This window comes from Brachybacterium avium (assembly GCF_002216795.1).
Lineage (GTDB): Bacteria > Actinomycetota > Actinomycetes > Actinomycetales > Dermabacteraceae > Brachybacterium > Brachybacterium avium.
Window position 1 is genome coordinate 2,444,099 of the sequence record NZ_CP022316.1, and the last position, 26,817, is coordinate 2,470,915.

The following is a 26,817-nucleotide window of genomic DNA, read 5'->3' on the forward strand; positions in this document are numbered from 1 at the left end:
CCTGTCAGAGGCGCCCGCCGTCTTCAATCGCCGCCCGCAGCGGGCCCGGATACAGTCGCTCCATGGTGACGACGCCCGGTCCGACGTGGTGGGAGCAGCAGCATGCCCTGCTGCTCGAGATCGCCCAGGGCGGCTCCGAGGCATGGGACGATGCCGGGCCGCCGTACTCCGACGCGCTCCTGCAGCTGCTCGACGAGGTCGAGACGGCCTTCGCGGAGACCGGCACCGACACCCCCGCCTGGGAGGACCCGCATCTGAGCGCCGACGGCGAGCTGCGCGACAGCCGCGAGGAGGAGTACAGCCGCTGCCTGGACCCCGGCAAGTACCGGATCCTCTGGGCCCGGGCCGAGGCCTGGACCCGCGTGCTCACCGCCCGCGGCTGGGCCGACGCCGACGAGGGCACCGGGCTCATCTGGGCCGTCACGCCGTACGTCGACCGGTACCGCACCACCGTGCTGCGACCCCGTCGGCCCGACGCCCAGCCCCTGGTCCTCGCCCGCACCGCACCGGATACGGCGACCGGCAGCACCGACCTCACCGGGCGCGATGCCCTGGTCATGGGGCTCGTGCTCGGGATCGGAGACCCGCCGGTCCCCGTGAGCACCACCCCGGACTGCGGCTGCGATGCCTGCGACTCCGGCTCCCGCGACGTGCTCGAGGAGCTGGACCGCACGATCCTCTCGATCGTCGACGGCTCCTTCGAGACCGTGCTGACCCCTGGCTGGACCAGCCATCGCACCTCCTTCGGCGCCGGCGGCGGCAGCGGCGAGGAGGACGCCGACCTCGACGTGACGGTCACGGCGCAGCCCTGGGCCGAGAACTGGACGCCTCGGCCGCTCTGCCCGGCGATCCAGCCGCCGCGGAGCAGCCCGGTCAGTGCACCGAGAAGCCGCCGTCCACGGCGATCGACTGACCGGTGACGTAGGCCGAGCCGGGGCCCGCGAGGAACACCGCGGCGCCGGCGAAGTCCTCGGCCAGCCCGTTCCGGCCGACGAGGGTGCGGGCTGCGAGGGCCTCGACCCGGGCTGGGTCGGAGCTCAGCCGTCGGAACAGGGATTCGAGGGTGGTCGTGGAGCTCATCGGTCGAGGGTACCGAGTCGGTGGGCGTACGCCGGTCGGTGAGGGTTCTGCGGCTCAAGCTCGGATCCTGATCTCCGTGAGAGGTAGGATCTCTGGCGGATTGAGGTTGGGACCTGCTGGGAATCGGGGCTTTTCAGTGCGGTGCCACCCTCATCATCATCGGGTGTCTCGACTAGGCTGGGCCGAACGTCACCGACCGGAAGAAGCAGCCCATGAGCGATGTCCACCCCCCGCGCGAGGAGACCGACGACTTCACCCCGGACGGCCTCGAGGCCGCCGGCGCCGGAGGACCGGTGCAGGACACCGGGTACGTCAGACCCACCGATCCGCGCACGCTCGCCGCCCTCGAGCACTGGCAGGACCTGAAGTTCGGGCTGATCGTGCACTGGGGGCTGTACACGCATCTGGGGCAGGCGGGATCGTGGTCCCTGTGCCGGGAGAACCTGGCGCCCTTCATGGCCATGAACGAGGACTTCCACGGCACCGAAGCCGAGTGGAACACGCACTACTACGAGTCCCGGCACACCTTCTCCGGACAGGACTACGACCCCCGGGAGTGGGCGCTGGCAGCGCGCGAAGCTGGCATGAAGTACCTGGTGCTCACCACCAAGCACCACGACGGCTTCGCCATGTTCGACACGAAGTACTCCTCGCTGAAGTCGACCGCGGAGGACTGCGGGCTGGGCCGCGACGTGGTGCGGGAGACCTTCGACGCCTTCCGCGAGCAGGGTCTCGAGACTGGCGTCTACTTTTCCAAGCCGGACTGGGCCCATCCCTCCTACTGGGACAAGGGCAGGGAGATCACAGATCGCTGGTCCAATGTGGATCCCGAGACGGAACCCGAGCATTGGCGTCCCTTCGTGGAGCACACCCATCGTCAGGTGGAGGAGCTGCTCACCGAGTACGGCGAGGTGAACGTGCTGTGGCTGGACGGCGGCTGGTGCCGTGCCCCGCGGGAGCCGATCGCAATGGACGCTCTGGCCGATCGGGCCCGCGAGCTGCAGCCGGACATCCTCGTGGTGGACCGCACCGTCCACGGCCGCAACGAGAACTACCGCACGCCGGAGCAGGAGCTGCCCGAGGTGCGGCTGCCCTACCCGTGGGAATCCTGCATCACCTTCACCCGCGCCTGGTGCTCCTTCGCTCCGGAGGAGCGGACCAAGCCCGTCGGCGACGCGATCGCGAACCTGATCACGATCATCGCCCGCGGAGGGAACTACCTGCTGGGGGTGGGCCCGGATGCGACCGGCGCCATGAGCTCGCACATCAAGCGCGGACTGCAGGCCATCGGCACCTGGGTCGCGGCGCACGGATCGGCGATCTACGGCACCCGGGCCCTCGAGGCGGAACCGCGCCTGCAGGGCGCGGCCGCCCAGGAACAGTGGTTCACGACGGGATCGGACGGTGCGCTGAACCTGTTCTTCCTCCCGGAGGACATCCGGGGCCTGGACCGCGACCATCCTGCTCGCCTGCTGCCGGCGGGAGAGCTGCGCATCTCCAGCGCGGAGCTGCCGACGGGGCTGCTCACCGCGAGGGTGCTGGACGGCGGCGCCGAGGTCCCGGTGACCCGCGATGGTGCAGACGCCGTGCTGCAGCTGCCGGCCGTCCCAGTGCGTTTTGCGGCCTGCGTGCGGATCGAGGGGGAGAGGTCATGAGCGATGCCCCGAACATCCTGTTCGTCCTGACCGACGACCAGGGACCCTGGGCGCTGGGCCGGGAGACTCCCGAGCTCCTCACCCCGACCCTGGACCGGCTCGCCGCGGAGGGCACCTACCTGGAGCGGTTCTTCTGCGCCTCTCCCGTGTGCTCCCCGGCCCGTGCCTCCCTGCTGACCGGCCGGATGCCGTCGGCGCACGGCGTGCACGATTGGCTGCGCCCGGAAGGGGTCGAGCCCCCGGGACCGCAGAGCGCCTACATCGACTCCCTCCCCACCTTCACCCAGGCGCTGGCGGATGGTGGCTACCATTGCGGCCTGGCCGGGAAATGGCATGTGGGCAACTCCCACGAGCCCGCCGCCGGTTTCGAGTACTGGTACACGCACCGGCTCGGCGGCAGCTCCTACTACGACGCCCCCATCTGGGAGTTCGACGAGGAGTCCGGCCGCACCACTGTCGAACCGCGTGAAGCGGAGGAGCCGCGCTACTTCACGGACGCGGTCGGGGACCACGGCGTGGACTTCCTGCGCCGCCACGCCGCCGAGGGAGAGGGCAGGCCGTTCTTCCTGCAGCTGGCCACCACGGCCCCGCATGCGCCGTGGACGAACGGCAACCATCCCGACGAGCTCGTGGACCTGTACGCCGACACCGATTTCCCCTCGGTCCCGGCGCCCGCACCGCATCCGTGGTCCAACGGCCGTGTCGTCGCGGATCCGGTCGAGCATCGCCACCGGAACCTGGCCGGCTACGCCGCCGCGGTCACCGGCATCGATCGGATGCTGGCCCGGGTGCTCGCCGAGGCCGAGGAGCAGGGGCTGCTGGAGAACACCATCGTCCTGTTCACCTCCGACAACGGCTTCTCCTGCGGACACCATGGCATCTGGGGCAAGGGGAACGGCACCTTCCCGCTGAATTTCTGGGAGAACTCGATCCGGGTCCCGTTCATCGCCTGGGGGCCGGGTCGGATCGCGGCCGGGCGGGTGAGTGATCACCTGGTCAGCGCCACCAGCGTGTTCGAGACGGTGCTGGAGCTCGCCGGCGTCACCGCGCCGCCGGATCCGCTGCGCATCGGGCGCAGCGTCGCCGCGCTGCTGACCACCGAGGAGCAGACCGTCGAGCCCCCGCCGTCGGAGATCCTGGTCCTGGACGAGTACGGCGACAACCGCATGATCCGCACAACACGGTGGAAGTACGTCACGCGCCGCGAGGGGCCCGAGGAGCTGTACGACCTCGAGACCGATCCCGAGGAGGCGCGCGACCTCTCCGCGGACCCGGCGTGCGCCGCAGTGCGGGACGATCTCGCCACCCGTCTGCGTGAGCGGTTCGCCCGGTGCAGCGAGCCCGGCCTGGACGGCTGGGACCTGCCGGTCACCGGCAAGGGGCAGAACAGACCGCTGGGCAGCGAGGATCGACAGGGCGCCTTCGAGCAGTAGCGGAGCGCCACCCCACCGGGGCGGCCCGGCCGCCCGCTCAGACGGCCGGCTCGTCCTCCGCCGCGGTGCCCCTCAGCGTCACGGCGAGGATCGTCGCGGCAGTGGTCAGCACCCCACCGAAGGCGAAGGCCCAGCCGGCGCCGCTGGCCTGGGCGACGCCGGTGGATGCCCCGGCCGCTGCCGCGACGGCGGAGCCGAGGGTCAGCAGCGCGATGAACACGGCCGTGCCCAGCGCCGCGGCGAGCTGCTGCAGGGTGTTGAGGATGGCGGAGCCGTGACCGTACAGCGAGCGCGGCAGCGCCCCCAGGGACAGCGCCATCAGCGGGGTCATGACCATGGCCATGCCGATGCCGAGAGGGATGTTCAGCGCGATGATCAGGCCCTGGGTGGCGTCGCCGTCCAGCAGCACCACCTCGAGCCAGCACGCCAGGGCCATCAGCGCGGCGCCGGGGACCACGAGCGGGCGCGGGCCCACCCGGTCGTAGGCGGCACCGACCAGCGGGCCGAGCACCCCGGAGGCGGCCGCGCCGGGCAGCATGGTCAGGCCCACCGTGAAGGAGGACATGCCCAGCGCACCGGTCATGTACAGCGGCAGCGCCACGACCGTGCCGAGCATGGTGGCGAAGCTCAGCAGGATCACCAGCACCGAGACCGAGAAGGTGCGGACCTTCAGCGGTCGCAGGTCCAGCAGCGGCTCCTGGCCGCGGGCGCGACGGCGCACCTGGCGGAAGGTGAACAGCGTCAGGGACAGCGCGCCCACCGCGAGGACGATCAGGGGCATCACGCGATTGCTGCCGTCGACGACGGCGCTGATCGAGGCCAGCGCGTAGATCATGCCGCCGAAGCCGATCGCGGACAGTACCACCGAGACGACGTCCAGCCCCACCTTCTCGGGATCGGTGTAGTTGCGCATGAACAGCAGGCCGATGACCAGGGCGACCACGATGATCGGCAGCATCATCACGAACAGGCGGTGCCAGGACCAGTGCTCGAGGATGAAACCGGAGATCGACGGGCCGAGCGCCGGCGCGGCGGAGATGACCACACCCACCAGCCCCATCACCAGGCCGCGGGCGCGCAGCGGCACCAGCGCGAGGATCGTGGTCATCAGCAGGGGCAGCACCATCGCGGTGCCCGCGGCCTGCACCACGCGTGCGCCCAGCAGCACCGTGAAGGTGGGTGCCGCCGCAGCGGCGAGGGTGCCGACCAGGAACAGCAGCATCGCGGTCGTGAACACGCTGCGGGTGGTCAGGCGCTTCATCAGGAAGCCGGTGGTCGGGATGACCACCGCCATCGTCAGCATGAACCCGGTGGAGAGCCACTGCGCGGTGACCGCGGTGATCGTGAGGTCCGCCATCAGCACCGGCAGCGCGACCGCCAGCATGGTCTCGTTCAGGATCATCACGAAAGCGGAGATCACCAGCACCGCGATGATCGGGGTGACCTTGACGCCCGCGGGCACGTCGCCGTCGGCTCCCGAGGTGCGGGCGCCGGGGGACTCGACGGCGGGGAACTCTCCGGTGGGGTGGGCGTGTGCGTCGTCATGAGGGGACGTGCTTTCTTCATCGAGGTACCAGAGGGCCGGAACCCGCCATGTCCGCGCGCGCCCGAGAGGGGGCGGAGCAGTCGGGTCACCCTCCGGTGGGCCGACGGACACCGTCCGCGGCCACCCTGATCCTGTCACGGAGACCCGCTTTTCGTCACCGTGATATGAGACGCGCCCTCCTCGCCGCCGACCTCACCCCCGGTGCTGCTGCCACCACAGCGCCGCCTGCACCCGGGACTCCAGCTGCATCTTCACCAGCGCATGGGAGAGATGCGACTTCACCGTGGTGACCTCGACGAACAGCTCGCTCGCGATCTGCTGGTTCGTTCTGCCCCGCGCGACCAGGGCGAGCACATCCTCCTCCCGGCGGGTGAAGCGGGGAACGGGACCGGGCGGGGCGGGCGGCTCCGCGGCAGGCGGCGCGTCCGTCCCCCGTCCCTGCAGGGCCTCGAGCACGGCCCGGGTCGCGCTCGCGGAGAGCACCGCATCGCCACGATGCACGTCCCGCACCGCGGCGAGGATCCGCTGCGGGCTCTCGGTCTTCACCAGATACCCGTCGGCCCCGGCCCGAAGCGCCCCGAGCACATAGTCGTCCAGATCGAAACCCGATATCACCAGCACGTTCGCACCGGTCTCGCGCAGCTGCGGGGTGATCTCGATGCCGGTGGCTCCCGGCATGCGCACGTCGGTGAGGACCACGTCCGGCCGGTGCTCACGGGTCGCGGCCACTGCGGCGTCGCCGTCGGCCGCCTCGGCGACCACGGTGATGTCCGGGGCGGAGCCCAGCAGCGCCACCAGTCCGGAGCGCACGGCCGGATGGTCCTCGGCCACCACCACCCGGATCGGCGGGGCCGGTGCCGCAGCGGCGCTGTCGTCGTGAGATGGGCGGGTCATGAGCGGGGCTCCTCGGCGAGACGGTCGGGACCAGGGCGGGAGATGCCGCGATCGACCTGCAGCGGCAGCTGGGCGAGCACCTCCCAGGTGTCGGCCGCAGCCCCGTCGGCCGAGGCCGGCGCGGGTCCCGAGCTCGCGCTGCCACCCACCGCCGCTGCCCGGTGCGCGATCGCTCCGCGCCCCATCCCGGTGCCCACCGCGCGGGGTGACCCGCGGTGATTGCGCAGCGCGAATCGCACCTCCGCCGCCTCCACCGCCGCCTCCATCGAGAGCGGTGCCCGGCCGTGGCGCACCGCGTTGGTGACGGCCTCGGCGCCGATCCGCAGCAGTGCGGCCTGCACCGCGGGATCCACCTGCCCGGGGTCGTGGAGGGCCGGGTCGATGCTGACCCGTGCCTCCGGGTCCCTGCCCCGCAGCCGCGAGGTCAGCGAGGGCCAGTCGAGGGTCGCCGACGGCAGGGTGCCCGCCTCCTCGGTGGAGAGCACCCCGATCATCGAGCGCAGGTCACGCAGCGCTGCATGCGCAGACTCCCGCGCGGTGGTCAGGGAGGCGTCTCGCGCGGGCCGGTCCTCGAGACTCGCGGCGAGGCTGGTGTGCAGGGACACGGCGCTGAGATGCCCGGCGATCACATCGTGCAGGTCATGGGCGATGCTGCGCCGTTCGGTCTCCACCGCGTGGGCGGCGCGGGTGGTGGCCAGCTCGTGCTCGAGGCCGGCGAGGTGCTCGGCGGAGCGTCGGGCGTCGCGGTGGTGGCGCACCTCCCAGCCCCACAGCAGCGGGGTCGAGATCAGCAGCGCCGAGATCAGCACGATGACGAAGACGACCTCGCCGGGCGCCCGGGCCAGCAGCCCGGCCAGCACCGCGAGCGCACCGACCGCGGACGCGATCCAGGTGGTGGCCCGGGCCAGGCGTCGGCTGCCGTGCATGACCGGGACGAACAGCGCCTCGAACAGCAGGAAGTACGCCGAGATCTGCCCACCCGCGACGATCTCGACGAGGCTGAGCGGACCGGCCATCGCCAGGACGACCGCGGGGCGCCGACGCCGCCAGAGCAGGCTCAGGCAGGCGGCGAGCATCAGCGCCACCGAGACCTCCGGCGGCCAGGCACCGTCCTGGACCAGGAAGCCGGAGTTCGCGACGCCGGAGGCCGCGAGCACCAGCACGAGCAGCGCATACATGCCCACCACCAGCAGGTCCCGCCCTGCCGCGGGTGGGTTCGCCGGGCCGGGGTCGGGGAGAGCCGGTGCGGGGGACATGCTCCGAGGGTACGGCGGGAGCACCCTCCGAGCCCGGGGACTGCACGCAGTTCCTCCCAAGGGAGGAAGCGCAGGGGCCCGGCCGACGGGAGCATGGAGGGCATGGAATCGTTGATGGACGCCGCCGGCCCGCTCGGCCTGGTCCTGCTCGCGCTGGTGGACTCCACCTCGATGGGTACCCTGGTGATCCCCGTGATCCTGCTCGTGGTGGGCCAGGGCGGGGCGCTGCGGATCGCCGGCCGCACCCTGCTGTACCTCGCGGTGATCGGGGTGTTCTACCTGCTGCTGGGCATCGCGCTGCTGGCCGGGCTGCTGCCGCTGATCGGCTCCTTCGGGCATCTGCTGGCCGCCCCGCAGGTGATGCTGGTGCTCGCCGTGATCGGGGTGCTGCTGGTCATCTGGTCCTTCCGTCTGGACCCCAAGGCCGTCGCCAAGCGTGGCGGCGATCCCGAGGCTGCGGCCCGCCGCTGGACCTCCCGTGCCCGCCGCGCCTCCGGCCGGCCCTCCCTCCTGATCGCGCTCGCGCTCACCGCGGGCGTCATCGAGGCAGCGTCGATGATCCCGTACCTCGCCGCGATGGGGATCCTCGCCGATATGGAGGTGGGCCTCGCCTCCGGCTCCCTGCTCCTGGCGGGATACTGCGCCGTGATGATCCTCCCCGGTGCGCTGCTTTGCGGGGTGCGGGCCGTGCTCGGTGGCCGGGCCGATGCTCTCCTGGACCGCGTCCACGAGTGGGCGGTGAGGAACGCAGCCACCTCCCTCTCCTGGGTCGTCGGCATCATCGGCGTGCTCATCGCGCTGAACACCGCGGGCCCGGCCCTGGCCTGGCTCACCGGCAGCGGATCGTCCTGACCGGCGGCCTGCGGGAACCAGCGCGATGACCGGCCGGTAGACTCCAGTGGTCCGACCGAACACCGCGCGCCGTCGCGCGGCAGCTCACAAGGGGATACCACGATGACGCGCACGGATGACGGCCCCGAGCCCACGACCACGGCACCCTCGCCTCGGGCGACGGTGACCCTCGCCGACGTCGCCCGGGCCGCCGGGGTCTCCCTCGCCACCGCCTCCTTCGTGCTCTCCGGCCGCGGCACCTCCCGTTCCGCGGGATCGACCGCCACCAAGGAGAAGGTGCGCGCGGCCGCCGCTGAGCTGGGTTACGTCCCCAATCGCCACGCGCAGGCGATGCGCACGGGGCGCGGCGGCGGCATCGTGATGGCCCTGGGAACCCTCGATGACCCCTGGGGGGTGCAGCTCACCGCGAGGGTGCGCGATGACGCGCTGCGCCACGACCTCTCCACGCTGGTCCTGGCCGACGAGCGCTGGTTCGAGTACCTGCTGGGAGCCTCGGCCGACGCAGCCTTCATCACCAGCATCGACTTCATCGAGCAGGGCCCGGAGCGGGTGCGGCGCCTCGCCGCCTCGACCCAGACCGGGATCGTCGCGTTCAGTGCAGAGATGGAGCCCGAGGACTTCGACGTGGTCGCCTCCACCCCGACCTCGGCGATCGGTCGCGCCTATGCCCAGCTGCGCGGGCGCCACGACCGGGTGCAGCTGCTCGCGCCGGACCTCTCGCGGCGCATCGGCGGCACCCTGGCACATCCGCGCACCCGTGCCTTCCTCGACGCGGCGCGTGCCCATGGCGACACCTCCGCGGAGAGCCTGGTGCACATCGTCCCCGACGGCAGCCACGAGGCCTTCCTCGCCGGGCTCGCCTGGCTCACCGGCCCGGACCGCCCTGGGGCCGTCGTCTGCTTCACCGGGTACCAGGCCGTCGCGCTGCAGGTCGCGGCCGAGCGGGTCGGGCTGCGCGTCCCCGATGACCTGGAGTTCCTCTCCATCGGTGACATCCCCGCCTCCACCGAATTCTTCGGGCCCATCAGCTACTACGGTGTCGACGACGTGTTCGCACGGCTGTCGTCGATCATCGTGGATCGGGCCGTGGAGCGGGCCGGACGACCCGGCAACCTGCACACCTTCGACTGGGAGTTCTTCCCCGGCGTGACCACCCGCGAGACCGACGGAGCACGATGACGACCACCTGGACCCTGCCCGGCATGCGACTGAGCGACCTCACCCTGCCGGTGCCGCTGGACCACGCCGACCCCACCGGCGCGCAGCTCGAGGTGTTCGCCCGCGTGGTCACCGCCGACGGCGGCGAGGACCGCCCGTACCTCGTCTTCCTGCAGGGCGGCCCCGGCTCCGAGGCGCCGCGCCCGCTTGAGGCCTCCTCACCCGGCTGGCTCGCCCGTGCGCTGCGCGAGCACCAGGTGGTGATGCTCGACCAGCGCGGCACCGGCCGCTCCACCCCCGTCGGCCCCGACACCCCGTTGCCCGAGGGCGCGATCCCCGGAGCCGAGACCCTGCGCGAGGCGACCGCCTCGCAGCAGGCGCAGTACCTCACCCACTTCCGAGCCGACGCGATCGTCCGCGATGCCGAACTGCTGCGCGAGCATCTCGAGGTCGAGGCCTGGTCCCTGCTGGGGCAGTCCTTCGGCGGCTTCACCGCCCTGCGCTACCTCAGCGCCGCCGCCGGGAGCGTGGAGAAGGCACTGTTCACCGGCGGCCTGCCCACGGTCGGGCCCGGCATGGACGAGGTCTATGCCACCACCTGGCAGGGCATGATCGGTCGCAGCGAACGCTACTGGGCCCGCTTCCCGGGGGACCGCGACCGCTTCCGCCGCCTCGCCGATGCTGCGGACGCCGGACGGCTGCGGCTCCCGGATGGTCAGCGGGTGGGAGTGGAACGACTGCGCCGCCTCGGCCACCTGCTGGGCGCCTCCCAGGGCGCCGAGCGTCTCCACTACCTGCTGGACCTCGACCCCTCCGCCCCGGCCCTGGCCCATGACCTCGCCGCCGCGCTGCCCTTCGGTGGGCGCAATCCGCTGTACGCGGTGATCCACGAGAGCTGTTGGGCCGACGGGGTCGCCACCCGCTGGGCCGCCGATCGCGCCCAGCCGGCCGCGGTGAAGGAGGACCCGACGCTGCTGGCCGGGGAGCACATCCATCGCGACCTCTTCGCCGAGGATCCGGAGCTCGCCGTCTGGGCCGAAGCCGCAGACCTGCTCGCCGAGCACGAATGGCCGGCGCTGTACGACGAGTCCGCGCTGCGGGCGGCCGAGGTCCCCGGCGCTGCCGCGGTCTACTACGACGACGCCTATGTGCCGCGCGAGTATTCGATGGCCACCGCCGCGCTCCTGCCGCGACTGCGGACCTGGGTCACCAGCGAATACGAGCACAACGGCCTGCGCGCGAGTAGGCAGGGCGTCCTGGACCACCTCCTCGACCTCGCCGCCGGCCGCCGCCCCGCCTGAGCCGGGCCTGAGCCGCCGCGCCGCCCGCCCCGGGCCAGGCCAGAGCCTCCGCCCCGCCCGAGCCGGGCCAGGGCCTTCGCCCCTCCCGAGCCGGGGCCGGGCCGGGGCTCGAGAACAGCGGCGCACCGATCCGTTCCCCCGATCCCGTTCATGGGTGAGCGATATCGGGGGACTGGGCGCAGGGCGGTGGCGTGGCGTGGCGTGGAGCGATCAGCGCAACGGGTACGTGCGTGCCGCCCCCCCCCGCCTCAGGCGTCGACCACGAGCCGGAACCCCTTGTTGCCGCTGGCATCCTCGGCGGCGGTGGAGGAGCGGGCGGCGACCCGGTAGCGGTTGCAGTACGAGTCGTGGCACAGGTAGGACCCGCCGCGCATCACCCGCACATCGCCGGTGAGCGAGTCTGCAGGGCCTGTGGCCCAGGCGTCGCTGCACCACTCCCACACGTTCCCGGCCACCTCGTACAGCCCGAAGCCGTTGGGCGGGAAGGACCGCACCGGTGCGGTGCCGAGGAACCCGTCCTCGAGGGTGTTGCGCACGGGGAAGGCACCCTGCCAGATGTTGCAGCGGTGCTCACCGCCCGGGGTCAGCTCCTCACCCCACGCGTAGCGGGCCTGGTCCAGGCCCCCGCGTGCGGCCTTCTCCCACTCCGCCTCGCGGGGCAGCCGCATCCCGCACCAGCTCGCGAACGCCTCCGCATCCCGCAGTGACACGTGCACCACCGGATGCTCGCCGCGCCCGGTGAGATCCGATCCCGGACCTTCCGGGGCGTCCCAGCGCGCACCTTCGACCGCCCGCCACCAGGGCGTGCCCGGCGGTTTGCGGCTCGCCCGGCGCAGCTCCTTCTCCAGCAGTGCACCGAACACGAACGACCAGCCGAACTCCTCGGCCTCGGTGACGTACCCGGTTTCGGCCACGAACGCCGCGAACTCGGCACCCGTCACGCAGGCGGCATCGATCCGGAAAGCGGGCACCTCGACCGTGCGCACGGGGGACTCGCCATCGCCCACGTTGCGGTCCGCATCCTCGGTGCCCATCCGGAAGGGCCCGGCCCCGATGAGCACGGCCCGCTGGGCACGGGCCCGGACCTCCGCGACCGGCGCGGCGATCGCGAGGAGCGAGGAATCCGCTGCGACGTCGCGGGCATTCGCGGCGTCCCCGTCGGCCCCCGCGGGTTCCATCCCGGCCCGCCCGGCGGCGCAGCAGCTGCCCGTCCCTGCCATCAGCAGTCCTTCCTCGCGTCGAGCGCGGACGGCGGCGCCGCGCAGACTTCACGGTAGCCCGGTTCGTCCCGTCGGCCGAAGCAGGAATGCGGAACCGGTGGTGACGCGGCGCACATCCCGGTACGGTCGATGATCGTGCGCCGGCGCGCACCCGATCCGACGACGACGACGGAGGTCTCCCGTGAACCAGGCACCATCTCGACGAACGGCCCGACAGGACGACGGGGGTGCCCGCCCCGGCCGCCGCCGGCTCCTGGCCTCCTTCGGCGCCCTCCCGGCCGGCGCCGTCCTCGCCTCCGCCGGCGCCGCCACCGCCGCTCCCGGCGGCAAGGACAGAGGGAAGGGGAAGGGCGGCGCCGCCCACGGCGACTTCCGCCTCGGGGTGGAGAACCTGCTGGAGCCGGAGGCGCTGGAGACCCTGCGCGATGCGCGCGTCGGCCTGATCACCAACCCCACCGGCACCGACCGCGAGCTGCGCTCCACGATCGACCTGCTGGTCGAGGCCCAGGACGCCGGCGGCTTCACGATGGCCGCCCTGTTCGGCCCCGAGCACGGGGTGCGCGGCGCCGAACCGGCCGGCGGCTCCGTCGGCGACTACATCGACGAGAAGACCGGCCTGCCCGTCCGCTCCCTCTACGGCGACACCCAGAAGCCCACCCCGGAGATGCTCGCCGACGTGGACGTGCTGATCTTCGACATCCAGGACATCGGCACCCGCTTCTACACCTACATCTGGACGATGTACTACGCGATGGAGGCCGCCGGCGAGAACGGGAAGCGGTTCCTCGTGCTGGATCGTCCGAACCCGCTGGGCACCGATATCGAGGGCTTCCTGCTCGAGCCCGAGCTGTCGAGCTTCGTGGGGCTGCGCGAGATCCCGCAGACCCACGGCCTCACCGTGGGCGAGCTCGCCCAGCTGTTCAACGGCGAGTTCCTCGACGGCGTCGTCTCCCTCGAGGTGATCGCGATGAGCGGCTACGACGCCGAGGACCCCGCAGCCGCGGACCTCCCCTGGGTGCTGCCCTCCCCGAACATCCCCACCGCGGACACCGCCGTGGTCTACGCGGGCACGGGCCTGATCGAGTCGCTGAACATCTCCGAGGGCCGCGGCACCACCATCCCGTTCCTCTGGTTCGGCGCCCCGTTCATCACCGAGTCCGATGTCGACGCGGTCATCGCGGAGCTGCAGGCCGCGGAGCTGCCGGGCGTGCTCTATCGGCCGATGTTCACCACCCCCGTCTCCTCCAAGCACGCCGGCGAGTTCTGCGGCGGCCTGCAGCTGCATGTCACGGATCCGCTCGCCTACGAGCCGGTGCGCACCGGCATCCACGTGCTCTCCGCGCTGCTGGCCACCGTCGAGGAGGTCGACTGGCGCGAGGGCGAGGACTGCCGCACCGAGGAGGACGTCTGCTGGATCGACAAGCTCTCCGGCACCAAGCGCACCCGCGCGATGCTCGAGGCGGGGGAGAGCGCCGAGTCGATCGTCACCGCCTGGCGCCGCGAGTCCCGCCGCTTCCAACTGACCACCGAGCGCTACCGCCTCTACTGAGCAGGAGCATCCCATGAACCCCCAGCACCCCATCGCCCGCCGCACCTTCACCGCGGCCGCCCTCGCCGGAGCCGGCACCGCCATCGGCCTGCCCGCCGCCGCCCACGCCGCCCCCGCCGGGACGGGCGGGGACCGCCACCAGCACCGCATCGAGGAGCTCCTGGCAGGCATGAGCCTCGAGCAGAAGATCGGCCAGCTGTTCGTCGCCGTCGGCTACGGCGCCACCGCCGATGCGCCCCACCCCTCGAACACGGCCACCACCGGCGTGGACACCATCGCAGAGATCGTCCGCACCCATCACGTGGGCGGGCTGATCTACTTCGTGTGGAGCGACAACCTCCAGGACATCGAGCAGATCGCGACGCTCTCGAACGACGCCCAGGACGCCGCCCGCGACAGCGGCGGCATCCCGCTGGTGATCAGCGCCGACGAGGAGCGCGGCGTGGTCTACCGCCTGCCCGCGCCCGCCACGCCCCTGCCGGGTCAGATGGCGCTCGGCGCCACCGGCTCCCGCGCCCATACCCGCAAGGCCGGGGACATCGTGGGCACCGAGATGCGGGCCGCCGGCCTCCACCAGGCCTTCTCGCCGGTGGTCGACGTCAACATCGAGGCGCAGAACCCGGTGATCGGGGTGCGCTCCCTCGGGGCGGACCCGCAGGCGGTCGCCCGCCTCGCCGCCGCTCAGATCCGGGGCATCCAGGGGGCGAACTGCTCCGCCGCGGCCAAGCACTTCCCCGGCCACGGGGACACCGCGACCGACTCCCATCTGGGGCTGCCGGTCATCGACCACACCCGCGAGGAGCTCGCCGCCCTCGACCTGCCGCCCTTCGTCGCGGCGATCGACGAGGGCGTGGACTCCATCATGACCGCGCACATCATGGTCCCCGCGCTCGACGACTCCGGGGTCCCGGCGACCCTCTCGCCCCCGATCCTCACCGGCCTGCTGCGCGAGGAGCTCGGCTTCGAGGGCGTGATCGTCACCGATTCGCTCGCCATGGACGGGGTGCGCACCCTGTTCAGCGATGACCGGGTCCCCGTCGAGGCGATCCTCGCAGGCGCCGACCAGATGCTCATGCCGCCGGACCTCACCGTCGCGATCGGCGGCGTGCGAGATGCCGTCGCCGACGGGGAGATCACCGAGGAGCGCCTGGACCGGTCCGTGCGCCGCATCCTGCGCCAGAAGCTCGAGCGCGGTCTGTTCGAGCAGGTGCAGGTCGACCCGGCCACGGCCGCCGACTCGATCGGGACCCGCCGCTCGATGAGCTCCGCCCAGCGCATGGCCGAGGACTCGATCACCCGGATCCTCGACGACGGCAGCACCCTCCCGCTCGCGAGCGGCACGAGAGTGCTGATCACCGGTAGCGGCACCACCGCGAAGTTCGAGGTGACCTCCCGCGAGCTGGCCACCCAGGGTCTGAAGGTCATCGCCCTGCCGGAGCCGGACCGCGAGCAGGCCGCCGTGGTCGCCGAGGGCGTCGACGCGGTGCTGGTGTTCACCTCCTCGGCCGGCTTCGTCACTCCCAGGACACAGGTGGAGCTGGTCGAGGCACTGGTCGCGACCGGCGTCCCCGTGATCCACGCCGCGCTGCGCAACCCCTACGACGTGGTGCACGTGGGAGATGTGGCGGTGTCGCTGGCGGCCTACGGCAACGCCGACGCCTCGCTGCGCGCGCTCGCCGGGGTGCTCCTCGGCGAGGTGCGGACCCGCGGCACGCTCCCGGTCCCGATCCCGCAGGCCGACGGCACCGGGGAGGCGTACCCGCTCGGGCACGGGCTGCGCTGAGCCGTGGGCTACGGGCGCGGGGCAGGGACCAGATCCTCGTGCGCCCGCCGTTCCGCTGCCTCCCGGGCCAGACGCCGACGCCGCGCATTGACCCATGCAGTGGTGAACACCAGGCCGGTCACCACCATCACGGAGGTCATCACGCCGATCACCACGGCGAAGGTGGCCTGGAGGGTGGCCAGGGAGAGCAGGGCGCTGGAGATGATGATGCCCAGCGCGTTCGCGGTGCGCAGCTGCGCGAACACCTCGGCCCGGTGCTCGGGGCCACCAGACGGTCCAGCACCAGGGAGTAGTAGGTGGACAGCGGTGCCAGCACCGCTCCGACCAGCAGCGCCCCGATCACCGTGGTCGTCACCGAGTTCCCGAAGCCCACGGCCGCCACGCCGAGGGCGGTCACCGCGAGCCAGGCCAGCACGGTGCGGCGACGCGGCATCCGATTGTGCACGCTCACCCAGATCCCGCCGAGGATCGAGGTCACGCAGATCGCGACCGGGAACAGCACGCCCCAGGCCGCCGGCATCCCGAAGGAGACCGCCATCGAGACCGCGCCGATCTCGATCGCCGCGATCGACGCCGCGCTGGCCCCGCCGCACACGAGCCACAGCAGGATCATCGGGGTCAGGCGCAGCCGGCTGCGACGCTGCTCCGGGCCCGGAGCGGTGGCAGTCGCGATCCGCGGCAGCAGCAGCACCGGGCCCACCCCAGCACGACCATCGCCCAGGCCGCGGCCTGGGGGGAGAAGCTGCCCAGCGCTGCGGCGAGCACCGGGGAGCTGACGAAGACGACCTCGTTGAGGGTGGCGGCGATGCCGAGCGCCCGGGGCAGACGGCCTGCCGGCACCAGGTGGTTCAGCACGGCGCGCAGGTTCCCGTAGGCCGCACCGTTGACCAGCCCGGCCAGCGCCGCACCGGCCACCACGAGCGGGAAGGGGGCGCCGAGGCCGGCGAGGAGGGCGATCCCCACCAGTGCCAGCGTGCGCAGGCCGATCAGCACCCGCAGGAGCGGGATCGGGGAGAAGCGGCGACCGAAGCGCGTGATCGGCACTGCGCCGAGCACCTGCGCGAGCGTCATCGCGAGCATCATCGCCGCGCCGCTCGCGGCATCACCGGTCAGCGGCAGCGCGATCAGCGAGAACGCGATCGGAGCGGCGGCCTGCGGGACCGTGAAGGAGCCGTAGGAGGCGAACCAGCGCAGCAGGGGTCCGTTCGGCCGGCGCACCCGGGTGGGTGCGGCGGGGGCGAGAGCGGTGTGTCCGGCCATGGAGGACCTCCTTCGACGGGTGGGGAGCAGGGGCGATGCCACTACTGCGCAACATAGTGCGCACACGACCTGGTGCGCAATATAGTTCCCGTCACCCCGGCTAGGATTCGAGGCACAGACGGCACCAGGACGGCCAGGAGGTCCGGGATGAGCGGTGGGATGCGCCCCGCAGTGGTGGAGCTGCTCGGCGAGCGGATCCGCTCCGCGCGCCAGGAGCAGGACCTCAGCGTCGGCGCGCTCGCCGAGCTCAGCGAGGTCTCCCGCCGGATGCTCACCCAGATCGAGCTCGGCCAGGCGAATCCGTCGGTCGCGATCCTGGATCGCATCGCTGCCGGGCTCGGCACCACCTTCGCCGCCCTGATGGGGGTGGGGGCAGGGGACGCGCCCGAGGGCGTCGAGATCTGGTCCACGAGCACCGGCAGCTGGGCCGTGCTGCTGGACGCGGTGGACACCGAGGCGCTCTCGGTGGAGACCTGGAAGTGGAAGCTGCTGGGCGAGGACGTCTACGAGGGCGGCGGGGGCATCCCGCTCCCGGGCCTCATGCATCACGTGATCGACGGGGCGCTCGAGATCGAGACCGACGAGTCCGTGCAGGTCATCGAGGCCGGGGGCTCCGGCCGGGTATCCGCCGGCGGGCCCTACCGCTATCGCGCCCAGCAGGGGCAGGCGGCCGTGTTCTTCAGCGTCGCCCTGCTCGCCCGCCCCGCGCGCGGGGCAGGCGGGAGCTACGGTGGACGGCACGACGATCGAGGAGGCACGTCATGAGCGAGAAGTTCGCAGTCGGTGACCATGTCAGCTGGAACTCCGAGGCCGGTCGCGTCTCGGGCACCATCACCGAGGTCCACACGGAGGACTTCGACTACAAGGGCCACACCCGCCGTGCGAGCGAGGACGAGCCCCAGTACGAGATCGCCAGCGACAAGACCGACCACATCGCCGCCCACAAGGGCTCCACGCTCCGCCGGCTCAGCAGCTAGTCGGACACGCGGCGGCAGCAGTTCTGCGAAATGGGGGACGCCACGGCGTCGTTGCCTGCACACTGAGGCTCATGACGGCGAAGGATCAGCACAGCACCGTGTGGCGCGGACCGGTCACCGACCAGGAGCTCTCGAGCCTGCACGCCGCCGCCTTCGACCACCCCGAGGAGCTCGAACCCTGGACGGAGCGGCTCGAGCGCTATTCCCTCGGCTGGGTCACGGTGCGGCGCGACGAGCGGCTGGTCGGCTTCTGCAACATCATCACCGACGGCGGGCACCACGCCTTCCTGCTCGACGTCATCGTCCAGCCCGGGCACCAGGGCACCGGCATCGGCAAGGAGCTCGTGCACCGCGCGATCGAGGAGTGCCGCTCCAGCGCCGTCGACTGGCTCCACGTCGACTTCGAGGCGGACCTGGGCCCCTTCTACATGACCGAGGGGCTGTTCCGACGCAGCACCGCCGGCATCTTGAAGGTCTGAGTCCACACCGTAGGCTGACCGCATGAGTGCACCCACCCGCCGCCTCGGCTCCCTGACCGTCTCCGCCCTCGGACTGGGCGCCATGCCGCTGTCGATGGGGCGCGGCGAGCCCGCCCCGCACGACCGCGCGATGGCCACCGTCCACGCCGCCCTCGATGCCGGGATCACCCTGCTCGACACCGCCGACATCTACGCCCCCAGCTGGGACACCATGGGGCACAACGAGAAGCTCGTCAGCGAGGCGCTGCGCAGCTGGAACGGGGACCGCTCCTCGGTGGTGGTCGCCACCAAGGGCGGCATCACCCGCTCCGCAGAGGGCGGCGGCCGCGACGGCTCCGCCACCTATCTCCGCGCCGCGCTGGAGAAGTCGCTGGCGGCCCTCGGCACCGACACCATCGACCTGTACTACTGGCACCGCCCGGACCGCAGCATCCGCTACGCCGACGCCGTCGAGGCGCTCGCCGCTCTCCAGCAGGAGGGCCTGATCCGCGAGATCGGCATCTCCAACGCGAACGTCGAGGAGATCGACGTGGCCCGCGACGTGCTGGGCGAGGGCGGGCTGGCCGCCGTGCAGAACGAGTTCTCCCCGACCTTCTTCCACACCAGCCGCCACGAGCTCACCCACTGCGGCGAGCACGGCATCACCTTCGTGCCCTGGTCGCCGCTGGGCGGCACCGGCGGTGGGGCGGCCGCGGTGGGGGAGCGGTTCCCGCAGATCCAGCGCATCGCCGAGGCCCACGGCGTGAGCCCGCAGCAGGTGGTCCTGGCCTGGGAGCTGTCCCTGGGCGAGCATGTCCTCCCGATCCCCGGCGCCAGCCGTCCCGAGTCGATCACCGACTCCGCCGGCGCGCTGAGCCTCGAGCTCACCGACGCCGAGCGCGAGGAGCTGGACCGGATCATCGCCTGACGGTGAGGAGAATCCCGTGGCGGATCCCGGCCCAGGGGCGTAGCGTGTCCGCGTCCACGTCGGGAGAGGAGCACGGCATGAGCATCACGCCTGCAGGGAGCGGGGCGGCCGGCACGGCCTGCTCGGTGTGACCCGGCGCGACCGCGCACCGTCATGAACATCGCCTGAACTCTCCCGCGCAGCCTGCCCGACCTCGGTGTCCGGTGCCGTGCGCCTCCCGTGAGGACCCCCATGATCCCCCTGACCGATTCCCTGATCCGCAGCTCTTTCGTCAACGCCACCAAGGGCGAGGCCAAGCGTGCCCTGCTGCCCGACCTCGACGCCGTCGACTGGGAGCGCCTGGACCTGCTGGGCTGGCAGGACGCGAAGCGTCCGAAGCTGCACTACGTGAGCCTCGAGCTCGACGGCGAGGTGGCGACCATCCAGCTGCGCGGCGCTGAGCGTCCACCGGTGAAGAAGCTGCTGTGCTCCTGGTGCGAGGACATCGTCGACGGCAACCGGGCGGCGAGCTTCGTGGCTCCGCTGGGCGGCGACGCCGGCCGACGGGGCAACACCATCGGCACCGCGATCTGCGCCGACCTGCGCTGCTCGCGCAATGTGCGCCGCGCGCCGTCCTCCTACGAGCTGCGCTCCGAGGATCCCGCGCTGCTGGCGTACCACCGCGAGCAGAAGATCGCCGGCCTGCGGGAGCGCTCGACCCGCTTCGTCCGCGCCGTCAAGGCAGGCTGATCACGACGTCCGCCCGGTCGCGGGTGCCCGCGACCAGGCGGGCGTTCTCCTCGTCGGTCCCCAGCGACCACTCCCGGGCGTCCCGCGGTGACTTCCCGAAACGCTGATGCCGCTCGATCAGCCGTCGGTGGCGCAGCGCCTCGGGCACCTCGACGAACCAGCGTGCATCCAGCAGTGCGCCGACGTGCACCCAGGGTCCCTGCTCGCACAGCAGATAGTTCCCCTCGGTGATGATCAGCGGCACCTCGGCGGGCACCTCGATCGCCCCGGCGAGGGGCTGTTCGAGGTCCCGTGCGAACATCGGCGCCCACACCGACGGATCCTGCGGCCTCGCCGCGTGCAGTCTCTGCAGCAGCGCCACATAGCCCGCGGCGTCGAAGGTGTCCGGTGCGCCCTTGCGCTGCGCACGGCCCAGCCGCTCCAGCGCCGCATCCGCGAGGTGGAAGCCGTCCATCGGCACCACCGCGCAGGAGCCCTCGGGCAGGCGCTCGGCCAGCAGCTCAGTGAGCGTCGACTTCCCGGCCCCGGGCGCGCCCGTGATCCCCAGCAGCCGCCGCCCGCCGCTGCGCCGCGCCTGGTCCAGCAGGGTCAGCGCGGCGGTGACGGCCTGCTCAGCGTGCATGCTCATGCAACCGGACCTCGACCACCTCGCCGCGCAGCGGGAGATGCATCAGGATCCGCTGTGGTGCCCGGCCTGCCGCCGCCAGCGCGCGGGAGTAGGTGGACAGCTGCCCCAGGTACTCCCTCCGCACGTGCCCGACCGGATCCTCGCCCGGATACGATTTGTGATCCACCAGCACGATCTCGCCGGAGGGCAGGTGCAGCAGCGTGTCTACCCAGCCCTCCATCACCTGGGCATCCTCGTTCCACCAGGTGATCGGCTGCTCGGTGAGCTCTTCGGCGCCGGGGAAAGCGGCATCGACATGGTCCAGCCAGGCCTGCCCCGCTCCGGCCAGCGCGTCGGCGCCGAGCGCCCGCTGCACGCTCCAGCGCTGCACCAGTCGCCGTGCGGCCCGCTCGCGCTGGCCCGTGTCCAGGGCGCGCAGGGGCAGGGCGAGGTAGCCGTGCACGGCCTCGCCCACCCGCTCCCAGCCCTGACCACCGGCCGGGACCAGCCGTGGCCCGATCCGCACCGGCTCCTGCACGGCGCCGAGCTCCTCGCGGGACTCGGTGCCCGAGGCCTGGAACCGTGCTGACGCGCCACGCACTGTGGCAGGGCGCGGCAGCGACAGATCGGTCGCGGCCAGCGGGCTGCGACCGGAGCGATAGCCGGGGGAGTCCTCGTCGACCTCGGTCGTCGTCGCCCGGACCACCGCGGGCAGCGTCACCGATCCGAGCTGCAGCGCCTCGGTCCCGACCTCCCAGCGCACCAGCGGCTCCTCGCCCGGCTCCGGCAGCAGGGCGTCCAGCACCGGCGCGGAGCCGTGACCGCTGAGCACCGTCACGTCCCGCGCCCGGGTGAGCGCGACGTACTGCAGGCGCCCGGCCTCGTCCCGCTCCGTCTCCGCGCTGCGCAGCGCATGCGCGGATTCCGCGAGCCGCTCCTGCAGGGGGGCGAAGCGGGGGAGCACCTTCGGCCAGTAGCGCAGGGCACGGCCGGTCAGCGGCTCCATCACGTCCAGCTCTGCGGCCGGGACCACGAACACGCCGCTGGTGCCGGAATGCTCTTTGGGATCCTGCTGCATGACCACCACCTGGGGCCACTCCAGGCCCTTCGCGCCGTGGATCGTGCCCACCCAGACGGTGCCGGGGGTGCCGGTCAGGTCCGGGCCGCGGTCGGTGTCCTCGAGCGCCGCCCGCAGCCCGGTCAGCGTGATCGGGGCGGAGGCGGAACGAGCCTGGTCGGCGTACTCCGCGGCGACCTTGCGCAGCGCGTCCAGGGTGCGCAGCCGCTGGTCCGGGGTGGACCAGGAACGGATCAGCTCGGGCAGGTCGAGGGCGTCGGCGAGGCCGGTGATCATCTCGACGGGGGTGAGGGAGATGCACTCCTCGCGCAGGCTTCGCAGCCCGGCGAGCACATCGGCCTGCCACCAGGAGCGGAAGACCTGCCGTCGGGCCTCGTCGTCCGGCGCGGCGGTGAGCTGGGCGAACCAGCGGCCGTGCGCGGGATGCCCGGTCAGCAGGTCCACCAGTTCGGTGAGGGCGAGGGTGTCGCTGCCGTCGAGGGTGACCGCGAGCGCCGCGCGCATGAGGCGACCCTCCCGGGAGGCGAGCAGCGGCACCCCCTCGCCGGAGGCGGGGATCCCGCGGGCGGTGAGCGCCTCGACCACCTGTGCGGCCTGGGCGTTCGAGCGGACCAGCACGGCGATGTCCTCCGGCCCCGCGCCCTCCTCGGACAGCAGCGAGAGCACTCCGTCGGCGACGCCGCGCGCATGCTTGGCCTGCGACGGCCGGCCACTGTACTGCGGGGTCCAGGCCTCGAGCCGGCCCTCCGGATGGTCGCGCTCGGCCCGGGCGCGTGCCGCCTCGGGCGCCGCGGTGAGCACCACCTGCGCTCGGGGGAGCTGCGGGAAGATCCGGGGGAACACCTGGTTGACCAGCTCGAGCACCTGGTCCTGGGAGCGCCAGGAGTGCTCGAGATCGTCGACCGTGCCCTCGCCGAGCGTCGAGGAGCCGGCGCGGATCTCGTCCAGCACCCCCAGCATGAGGTCCGGGTCTGCGTCGCGGAAGCTATAGATCGCCTGTTTCGGGTCCCCCACCCAGATCAGGTCCTCGACCAGCTCGCCGAGGGCCAGGAACAGGGCGAGCTGGATGGGGGAGGTGTCCTGGAACTCGTCGACCGCGAGCAGCCGGAACCGGGAGCGGACTGCGGTGCGGGCGCGCTCGCTGCGGCGCAGCACCTCCAGGGCGAGGACCTCCTGGTCGATGAAGTCCATCAGCCCCAGCTCGTCCTTGTACCGCGCGTAGGCGTCCAGGGAGGTGGCCGCAGTGGTCATGACCAGGGTGATCAGCGCGCGCACATCGGCTTGGAACTGCGGGTTCGCCGGCAGTTCGGCCTTGATCTGCTGCGCGATACCCACCAGCGCCGTGTCCGTGTCCTTGCCGTAGACATACCCTTTCTCGCCGCCGGCGGCCTTGGAGGCGGTGACGGCGGAGAGCTTCGCCCACTGGGACCAGGGAGCCCGGTCCCGGCGCGCCAGGGTGCGGCGCAGCGATTCCAGCGCGTCGATCCCCTTCCGCACCGAGTTCAGCGATCCCTTGGCGATCGGCGGCTTGCCGGCACCGGTCGCGGGCGCCTCGGAGGCGGCGAGGTCCTCGCGCAGGCCCCGGATCGCCGTCTCCAGGCCGCTGAGCCAGGCGGCGCGCCGGTCCGGTCCCTCCACGAGCCGTGCGGCCCCGCGGTACTCCTGCCAGGCGGTATCGGCCGCGTCCCGCAGCTGTTGCGCGCCGATGGCGTTGGTCCGCGCCTTCTCGGCGAGGGAGCGCACGTGGGCGCGCCAGGACGGGGAGCTGCCGAAGGAGAAGGCGGGATCCTCGTCGCCATCGTGCTCGGTGCGGGCCAGCAGGTCGCTGGCGCGGGAGCCCGCCTCGGCGGCGGCCTCGTCGATCGCGGCGGAGAATGCGGCCTTCTGCCGGACCTCGTCCAGCTCCTGCACATCGGGCGAGATCCCGAGATCCAGCGCGAATTCGCGCACCAGGCGCCCCGCCACCGAGTTGACGGTGCCGATCAGGGCGCTGCCGACGCCCTGGGCATCGTCGAAGCGGTGCTGCTCCAGCAGCGTGCGGTGCACGCGGTCCACCAGCTCGGAGGCCGCTCTGCGGGTGAAAGTGGTCGCGATCAGCTGCGAGGGGTGCAGGCCCTCCCCGATGCGGTCGGCGATCTCGTGGGTCAGCCGGTGGGTCTTGCCGGACCCTGCCGAGGCGTTGATCAGGGTGAAGCTCATCGTCCGTCTCCGATCAGCCCGCACAGCTGGGCGTAGTCTCCGATGCCGCAGTGGTCCTCGACCAGCACCCGTCCCCGCCCGCGGGCGGCCTCGCGCGCCGTCCCGATCGCGGTGCGGCGCTTGGCGTAGGGCGCATCGGTCTTCAGGCCTGCCTCATCGAGCAGGGTCCGGCAGCCGAGCCGCACCTGTCCCGCGGCGATCTCGTCGAGCGCCTCGGAGGCGCTGGCGAGCATCCGCTGCCAGGCGTCGTCGACGTCCATCGGGGGGCGGTGGCGCGGATCCAGGGCCGGCTCAGCGGCGACGAACTCTCCGCTGCGCAGCAGGAAATACCCCACCCCAGCAGGCTCAGCCGGCTCAGCAGATTCGCCCGGCCCTGCTGCCTCCTGGGCGAGCGACCAGGCGTAGGTGGCGAGCTGGATCGCGTCCCCGCTGTCATAGAGATCCGCGTAGCGGCGCAGGCTGCTGGTCCACTTCAGGTCCAGGATCAGCGGTCTCCCGGCGGCGTCGACGGCGTCCACGTCCCGGGAGCCGGCGATGATCACCGGGTGCGGTCCGGTGTCCAGCGGCAGCTCCAGCGGCAGTTCGAAACGGGTCTCGGTGCCGGTGATCTGCAGGCCGGCCTCGGCGGTGCGCCCGAACAGCTCGGCGAGGGAGCGGCCGGCGCGGCCGCGGATCTCGGCACGCTCGGCGGCGCGGCCGGGCAGGTCCAGCTCGGAGGCGAGCTGCGGGACCAGCTGGTCGAAGACCTCGCCGATGCGCTCGGCCGACGGGGGTGTCAGCGACCGGCCGCGCTCCTGCACGAGGGTCTCCACCACCGCGTGCACCAGGGTGCCGATCATCCGCGGCCCGGTGGGCAGGGCCGCGACGGAGGCCGGGCGGATCCCCAGCGCGTACTGCAGCACCCAGCGGTGCGGGCAGCCGATGAGCGTGTCGAGCTGGCTGTACGAGACCCGGCTCGGCAGCAGATGCGTGAGGTCCCCCGCCGTGCGCGAGGCGGAGGTGTCGGGGCAGGGGTGCTCCTCGGCGGGGGTCCGCACCTCCAGGCTGCGCCCTGCGAGGGACCAGCGGTCGCCGTCCAGCAGCGATTCCGGGGTGAGCCGGTCCTGTTCCGTGCGCCCGGCATCGGTCTCCAGGCGGGCGAGCAGGCTGCTGGGCCGCCCGGCGTCCTCGAGCCGCCTTCCCGGCAGCACCGCGATCACCGTGTCCGCCCCGGCCAGGCCCGCGATCCCAGCCTCGACCTGCAGGGCGGTGAGTGTCTCGGGCTCCAGCAGGTGGGCTCCGCCGGCGGTCAGCGCCGCAGTCTCCCCCTCGTCCCAGAGGACCGGGGGCGAGACGCCGTCCGCCTCCGGACCCCACCACAGCACGGTGCCGCCGGTGGCCGGCAGCTGGGCGGGGCGGGTGGTCACGGTCCACTCCGCGACCTCCGCGCCGGCGAGAGCGGAGCTGCCCCCGCCGCCGCAGGCGTCGATGATCTGCTGCACGGTGCGGCGGCTGAGCGGGGTCGAGGGGTCGAGCATCCCCAGCACCTGGCGCAGCGTCTGCACCTGGGTGAGGCTCGCCCGCAGGTCGCCGTCGCGGTGGCCGACGGCGCGCAACCTGTCCGCGAGCCATCCCAGACGGGTGGAGAGCACCTCCGGGAACAGGGCATCAGCCGGGAGCGGATCGGTCACCAGGCGATCGATCTCGCGGGCAGAGACCATCACCTTCGCCGCGTCCTCGCGCTCCTGCAGCCGGGCGAGGGCCTCGCGCCAGGCCGGGCCGCCCACCCCGGGCTCGCTCGCCAGCGCGCGCAGCAGCGCCCGGCGCACCGGTGCCGGCACCAGCCCGATCGGGTCCCCCTCGGCCTCGAGCGCGGGCAGCACCCGCAGATCCAGCAGTGCGGCGAGCTGGTGGACATCCACCGGCGCGGTCGCGACGTCCAGGTACAGCCCCAGCACCTGGTGGGAGGCACGATCGGTGGAGCTCTCCACCGCGCCCACCGCCGGCAGCTCCCGCCGGTGCAGGGCCGCGTCGAGCACGGCGGTATCCGTGGTGGCCAGCACATGCAGTCCCGTGGAGGGACCGGCGGCGAGGTACCGCGCGGCGACATCCGCGGCGGTCCATTCATCGCGGCACTGGACCACGACCACCTCGGGCGGTGCCCCGTCGCGGGCACTGCGCCGCGCGACCTCGACCCCGGCCGCGCCCAGCAGCGTCAGCAGTCGCGGCCACAGCCCGGGCAGGTTCGCCGGATCCTCCGCCGCGAGCAGACGGTCGATCCCGAGCGGCCAGTCGGCGCCTTCCCGCGCGAGCTCGGCGACCACCTCGGCGAGATCGTCGGCAGCACCCGGGGCGAGCGTCGCCGGATCCCCGTCGGCATCGACCGTGCCGGGCATCCCCACCACCGCATGACGCTCCACTGCGGCCAGTGCCGCGAGCCGCGGCGGCAGATCCGCATCCTCCGCCGCTCGCCACCCGGCGTCCACCGCGGCGTCGCGCCAGCCCAGCAGCTGCCGGGCGGTGCTCCACGGGTCGAGCGCGAAGGAGCGTGCGGGCCAGAACCCGTCCTGCTCGCACTGCTCGATGAGCCGCAGGTACTGCGCGGTCCGCACCGCCGGATCGATCGAGGGTCGGCTCAGCCCCAGCCGGGTCTGCAGCAGACCGAGCAGCCCGCGCGGCCCCATCCGCACCTGTCCGGCCGTCCCGCCGGAGGCGGCGTCGGCCCAGGAGGCGCCGTCGAGGGACCAGCCGAACTCGATCTGCATGAACGCTCCTGTGTCGCAGGTCTCAGGCCCCTGTGGGACCGCAGTCCCACCCTAGGGGAGGGGCCGACGTCCGAGCCCTGCGACGCAGCCATCGCGGGCCAGGAGATCAG

At 72.6% G+C, this 26,817-nt stretch carries 24 protein-coding genes; 13 read left to right on the forward strand and 11 right to left on the reverse strand.

All coding sequences use genetic code 11. The features are described from left to right. Positions 1-62: 62 nt before the first annotated feature. Entirely contained in the window at positions 63-920 is an 858-nt protein-coding gene (locus tag CFK39_RS10950) for a DUF6226 family protein (protein WP_157697148.1), read from the forward strand. Here CFK39_RS10950 and CFK39_RS10955 read toward each other — a convergent pair. Then, on the reverse strand, positions 874-1,080 hold the full coding sequence (locus CFK39_RS10955) for an SDR family oxidoreductase (protein ID WP_245822497.1): 207 nt from the start codon (positions 1,078-1,080) through the stop codon (positions 874-876). The two genes, CFK39_RS10950 and CFK39_RS10955, sit on opposite strands and share 47 nt — an antisense overlap. A gap of 212 nt (positions 1,081-1,292) precedes the next feature. Between CFK39_RS10955 and CFK39_RS10960 the strand changes: the two genes are divergently transcribed. Together CFK39_RS10960 and CFK39_RS10965 are read left to right on the forward strand one after the other, a co-directional pair. After that, the gene (locus tag CFK39_RS10960; RefSeq protein WP_089065493.1) at positions 1,293-2,735 is read left to right on the forward strand and encodes an alpha-L-fucosidase; all 1,443 of its coding nucleotides are present in this window, start codon (positions 1,293-1,295) and stop codon (positions 2,733-2,735) included. Then, positions 2,732-4,168 (forward strand): sulfatase family protein, encoded by a 1,437-nt coding sequence (locus CFK39_RS10965; protein ID WP_089065494.1) that lies wholly within the window; start codon positions 2,732-2,734, stop codon positions 4,166-4,168. Before CFK39_RS10960 ends, CFK39_RS10965 begins: the two co-directional genes overlap by 4 nt. Before the next feature lie 37 nt (positions 4,169-4,205). On the opposite strand, the gene CFK39_RS10970 is transcribed toward CFK39_RS10965, so the two are convergent. From CFK39_RS10970 to CFK39_RS10980, 3 genes are all read right to left on the reverse strand, one after another. Beyond that, positions 4,206-5,630 carry a DHA2 family efflux MFS transporter permease subunit gene (locus CFK39_RS10970; RefSeq protein WP_245822499.1) on the reverse strand — a complete coding sequence of 475 codons (1,425 nt, stop codon included), beginning with the start codon at positions 5,628-5,630 and terminating at the stop codon, positions 4,206-4,208. A 276-nt stretch (positions 5,631-5,906) separates the two neighbouring features. Further along, the gene (locus CFK39_RS10975; protein ID WP_089065495.1) at positions 5,907-6,608 is read right to left on the reverse strand and encodes a response regulator; all 702 of its coding nucleotides are present in this window, start codon (positions 6,606-6,608) and stop codon (positions 5,907-5,909) included. Then, on the reverse strand, positions 6,605-7,864 hold the full coding sequence (locus CFK39_RS10980) for a sensor histidine kinase (protein WP_089065496.1): 1,260 nt from the start codon (positions 7,862-7,864) through the stop codon (positions 6,605-6,607). The genes CFK39_RS10975 and CFK39_RS10980 overlap by 4 nt, the downstream gene beginning before the upstream one ends. 102 nt (positions 7,865-7,966) lie before the next feature. On the opposite strand from CFK39_RS10980, the gene CFK39_RS10985 reads away from it, so the two are divergent. The 3 genes from CFK39_RS10985 (at position 7,967) to CFK39_RS10995 (ending at position 11,175) form a co-directional block, all read left to right on the forward strand. Next, a complete protein-coding gene (locus CFK39_RS10985; RefSeq protein WP_089066404.1) occupies positions 7,967-8,716 on the forward strand; it encodes a GAP family protein in 750 nt (249 codons plus the stop codon). Between the two features lie 102 nt (positions 8,717-8,818). After that, positions 8,819-9,895 (forward strand): LacI family DNA-binding transcriptional regulator, encoded by a 1,077-nt coding sequence (locus CFK39_RS10990; RefSeq protein WP_089065497.1) that lies wholly within the window; start codon positions 8,819-8,821, stop codon positions 9,893-9,895. After that, positions 9,892-11,175, forward strand: a complete 1,284-nt coding sequence (locus tag CFK39_RS10995) for an alpha/beta fold hydrolase (protein ID WP_089065498.1) — start codon at positions 9,892-9,894, stop codon at positions 11,173-11,175. Before CFK39_RS10990 ends, CFK39_RS10995 begins: the two co-directional genes overlap by 4 nt. 248 nt (positions 11,176-11,423) lie before the next feature. Here CFK39_RS10995 and CFK39_RS11000 read toward each other — a convergent pair whose 3' ends face one another. Continuing rightward, a complete protein-coding gene (locus CFK39_RS11000) occupies positions 11,424-12,353 on the reverse strand; it encodes a formylglycine-generating enzyme family protein (protein ID WP_476727194.1) in 930 nt (309 codons plus the stop codon). Between the two features lie 223 nt (positions 12,354-12,576). Between CFK39_RS11000 and CFK39_RS11005 the strand changes: the two genes are divergently transcribed. Together CFK39_RS11005 and CFK39_RS11010 are read left to right on the forward strand one after the other, a co-directional pair. Continuing rightward, positions 12,577-13,944, forward strand: a complete 1,368-nt coding sequence (locus tag CFK39_RS11005) for an exo-beta-N-acetylmuramidase NamZ family protein (RefSeq protein WP_089065499.1) — start codon at positions 12,577-12,579, stop codon at positions 13,942-13,944. A gap of 13 nt (positions 13,945-13,957) precedes the next feature. Continuing rightward, positions 13,958-15,727 (forward strand): glycoside hydrolase family 3 protein, encoded by a 1,770-nt coding sequence (locus CFK39_RS11010; RefSeq protein ID WP_089065500.1) that lies wholly within the window; start codon positions 13,958-13,960, stop codon positions 15,725-15,727. A gap of 8 nt (positions 15,728-15,735) precedes the next feature. On the opposite strand, the gene CFK39_RS16935 is transcribed toward CFK39_RS11010, so the two are convergent. Genes CFK39_RS16935 through CFK39_RS16945 form a run of 3 tightly spaced genes read right to left on the reverse strand, consistent with a single transcriptional unit; the run spans position 15,736 to position 16,987 of the window. After that, positions 15,736-15,972, reverse strand: coding sequence for a hypothetical protein (locus tag CFK39_RS16935; protein WP_245822503.1), 237 nt, complete (start codon positions 15,970-15,972; stop codon positions 15,736-15,738). Continuing rightward, the gene (locus CFK39_RS16940) at positions 15,876-16,418 is read right to left on the reverse strand and encodes a hypothetical protein (RefSeq protein WP_245822505.1); all 543 of its coding nucleotides are present in this window, start codon (positions 16,416-16,418) and stop codon (positions 15,876-15,878) included. Before CFK39_RS16940 ends, CFK39_RS16935 begins: the two co-directional genes overlap by 97 nt. Then, positions 16,346-16,987, reverse strand: a complete 642-nt coding sequence (locus CFK39_RS16945) for an MFS transporter (protein ID WP_245822507.1) — start codon at positions 16,985-16,987, stop codon at positions 16,346-16,348. Before CFK39_RS16945 ends, CFK39_RS16940 begins: the two co-directional genes overlap by 73 nt. A 147-nt stretch (positions 16,988-17,134) precedes the next feature. Here CFK39_RS16945 and CFK39_RS11020 point away from each other — a divergent pair, with 147 nt between their 5' ends. From CFK39_RS11020 to CFK39_RS11040, 5 genes are all read left to right on the forward strand, one after another. Further along, on the forward strand, positions 17,135-17,752 hold the full coding sequence (locus CFK39_RS11020) for a helix-turn-helix domain-containing protein (RefSeq protein WP_089065501.1): 618 nt from the start codon (positions 17,135-17,137) through the stop codon (positions 17,750-17,752). Continuing rightward, positions 17,749-17,964 (forward strand): hypervirulence associated TUDOR domain-containing protein, encoded by a 216-nt coding sequence (locus CFK39_RS11025; RefSeq protein WP_089065502.1) that lies wholly within the window; start codon positions 17,749-17,751, stop codon positions 17,962-17,964. Before CFK39_RS11020 ends, CFK39_RS11025 begins: the two co-directional genes overlap by 4 nt. 71 nt (positions 17,965-18,035) lie before the next feature. Then, positions 18,036-18,443, forward strand: coding sequence for a GNAT family N-acetyltransferase (locus CFK39_RS11030; RefSeq protein WP_089065503.1), 408 nt, complete (start codon positions 18,036-18,038; stop codon positions 18,441-18,443). 22 nt (positions 18,444-18,465) lie between these two features. Continuing rightward, the gene (locus CFK39_RS11035; RefSeq protein ID WP_089065504.1) at positions 18,466-19,350 is read left to right on the forward strand and encodes an aldo/keto reductase; all 885 of its coding nucleotides are present in this window, start codon (positions 18,466-18,468) and stop codon (positions 19,348-19,350) included. A 231-nt stretch (positions 19,351-19,581) separates the two neighbouring features. Continuing rightward, positions 19,582-20,079, forward strand: a complete 498-nt coding sequence (locus CFK39_RS11040) for an FBP domain-containing protein (RefSeq protein WP_089065505.1) — start codon at positions 19,582-19,584, stop codon at positions 20,077-20,079. Here the strand turns inward: CFK39_RS11040 and CFK39_RS11045 are convergent. From CFK39_RS11045 to CFK39_RS11055, 3 genes are read right to left on the reverse strand one after another with little or no spacing between them, the layout of a single operon-like run. Then, complete coding sequence (locus CFK39_RS11045; RefSeq protein ID WP_089065506.1) at positions 20,066-20,707, reverse strand: nucleoside/nucleotide kinase family protein; 642 nt, start codon at positions 20,705-20,707, stop codon at positions 20,066-20,068. The two genes, CFK39_RS11040 and CFK39_RS11045, sit on opposite strands and share 14 nt — an antisense overlap. After that, complete coding sequence (locus tag CFK39_RS11050; RefSeq protein ID WP_089065507.1) at positions 20,691-23,963, reverse strand: UvrD-helicase domain-containing protein; 3,273 nt, start codon at positions 23,961-23,963, stop codon at positions 20,691-20,693. The genes CFK39_RS11045 and CFK39_RS11050 overlap by 17 nt, the downstream gene beginning before the upstream one ends. Next, complete coding sequence (locus tag CFK39_RS11055) at positions 23,960-26,707, reverse strand: PD-(D/E)XK nuclease family protein (RefSeq protein ID WP_089065508.1); 2,748 nt, start codon at positions 26,705-26,707, stop codon at positions 23,960-23,962. Before CFK39_RS11055 ends, CFK39_RS11050 begins: the two co-directional genes overlap by 4 nt. Positions 26,708-26,817: the final 110 nt, after the last annotated feature.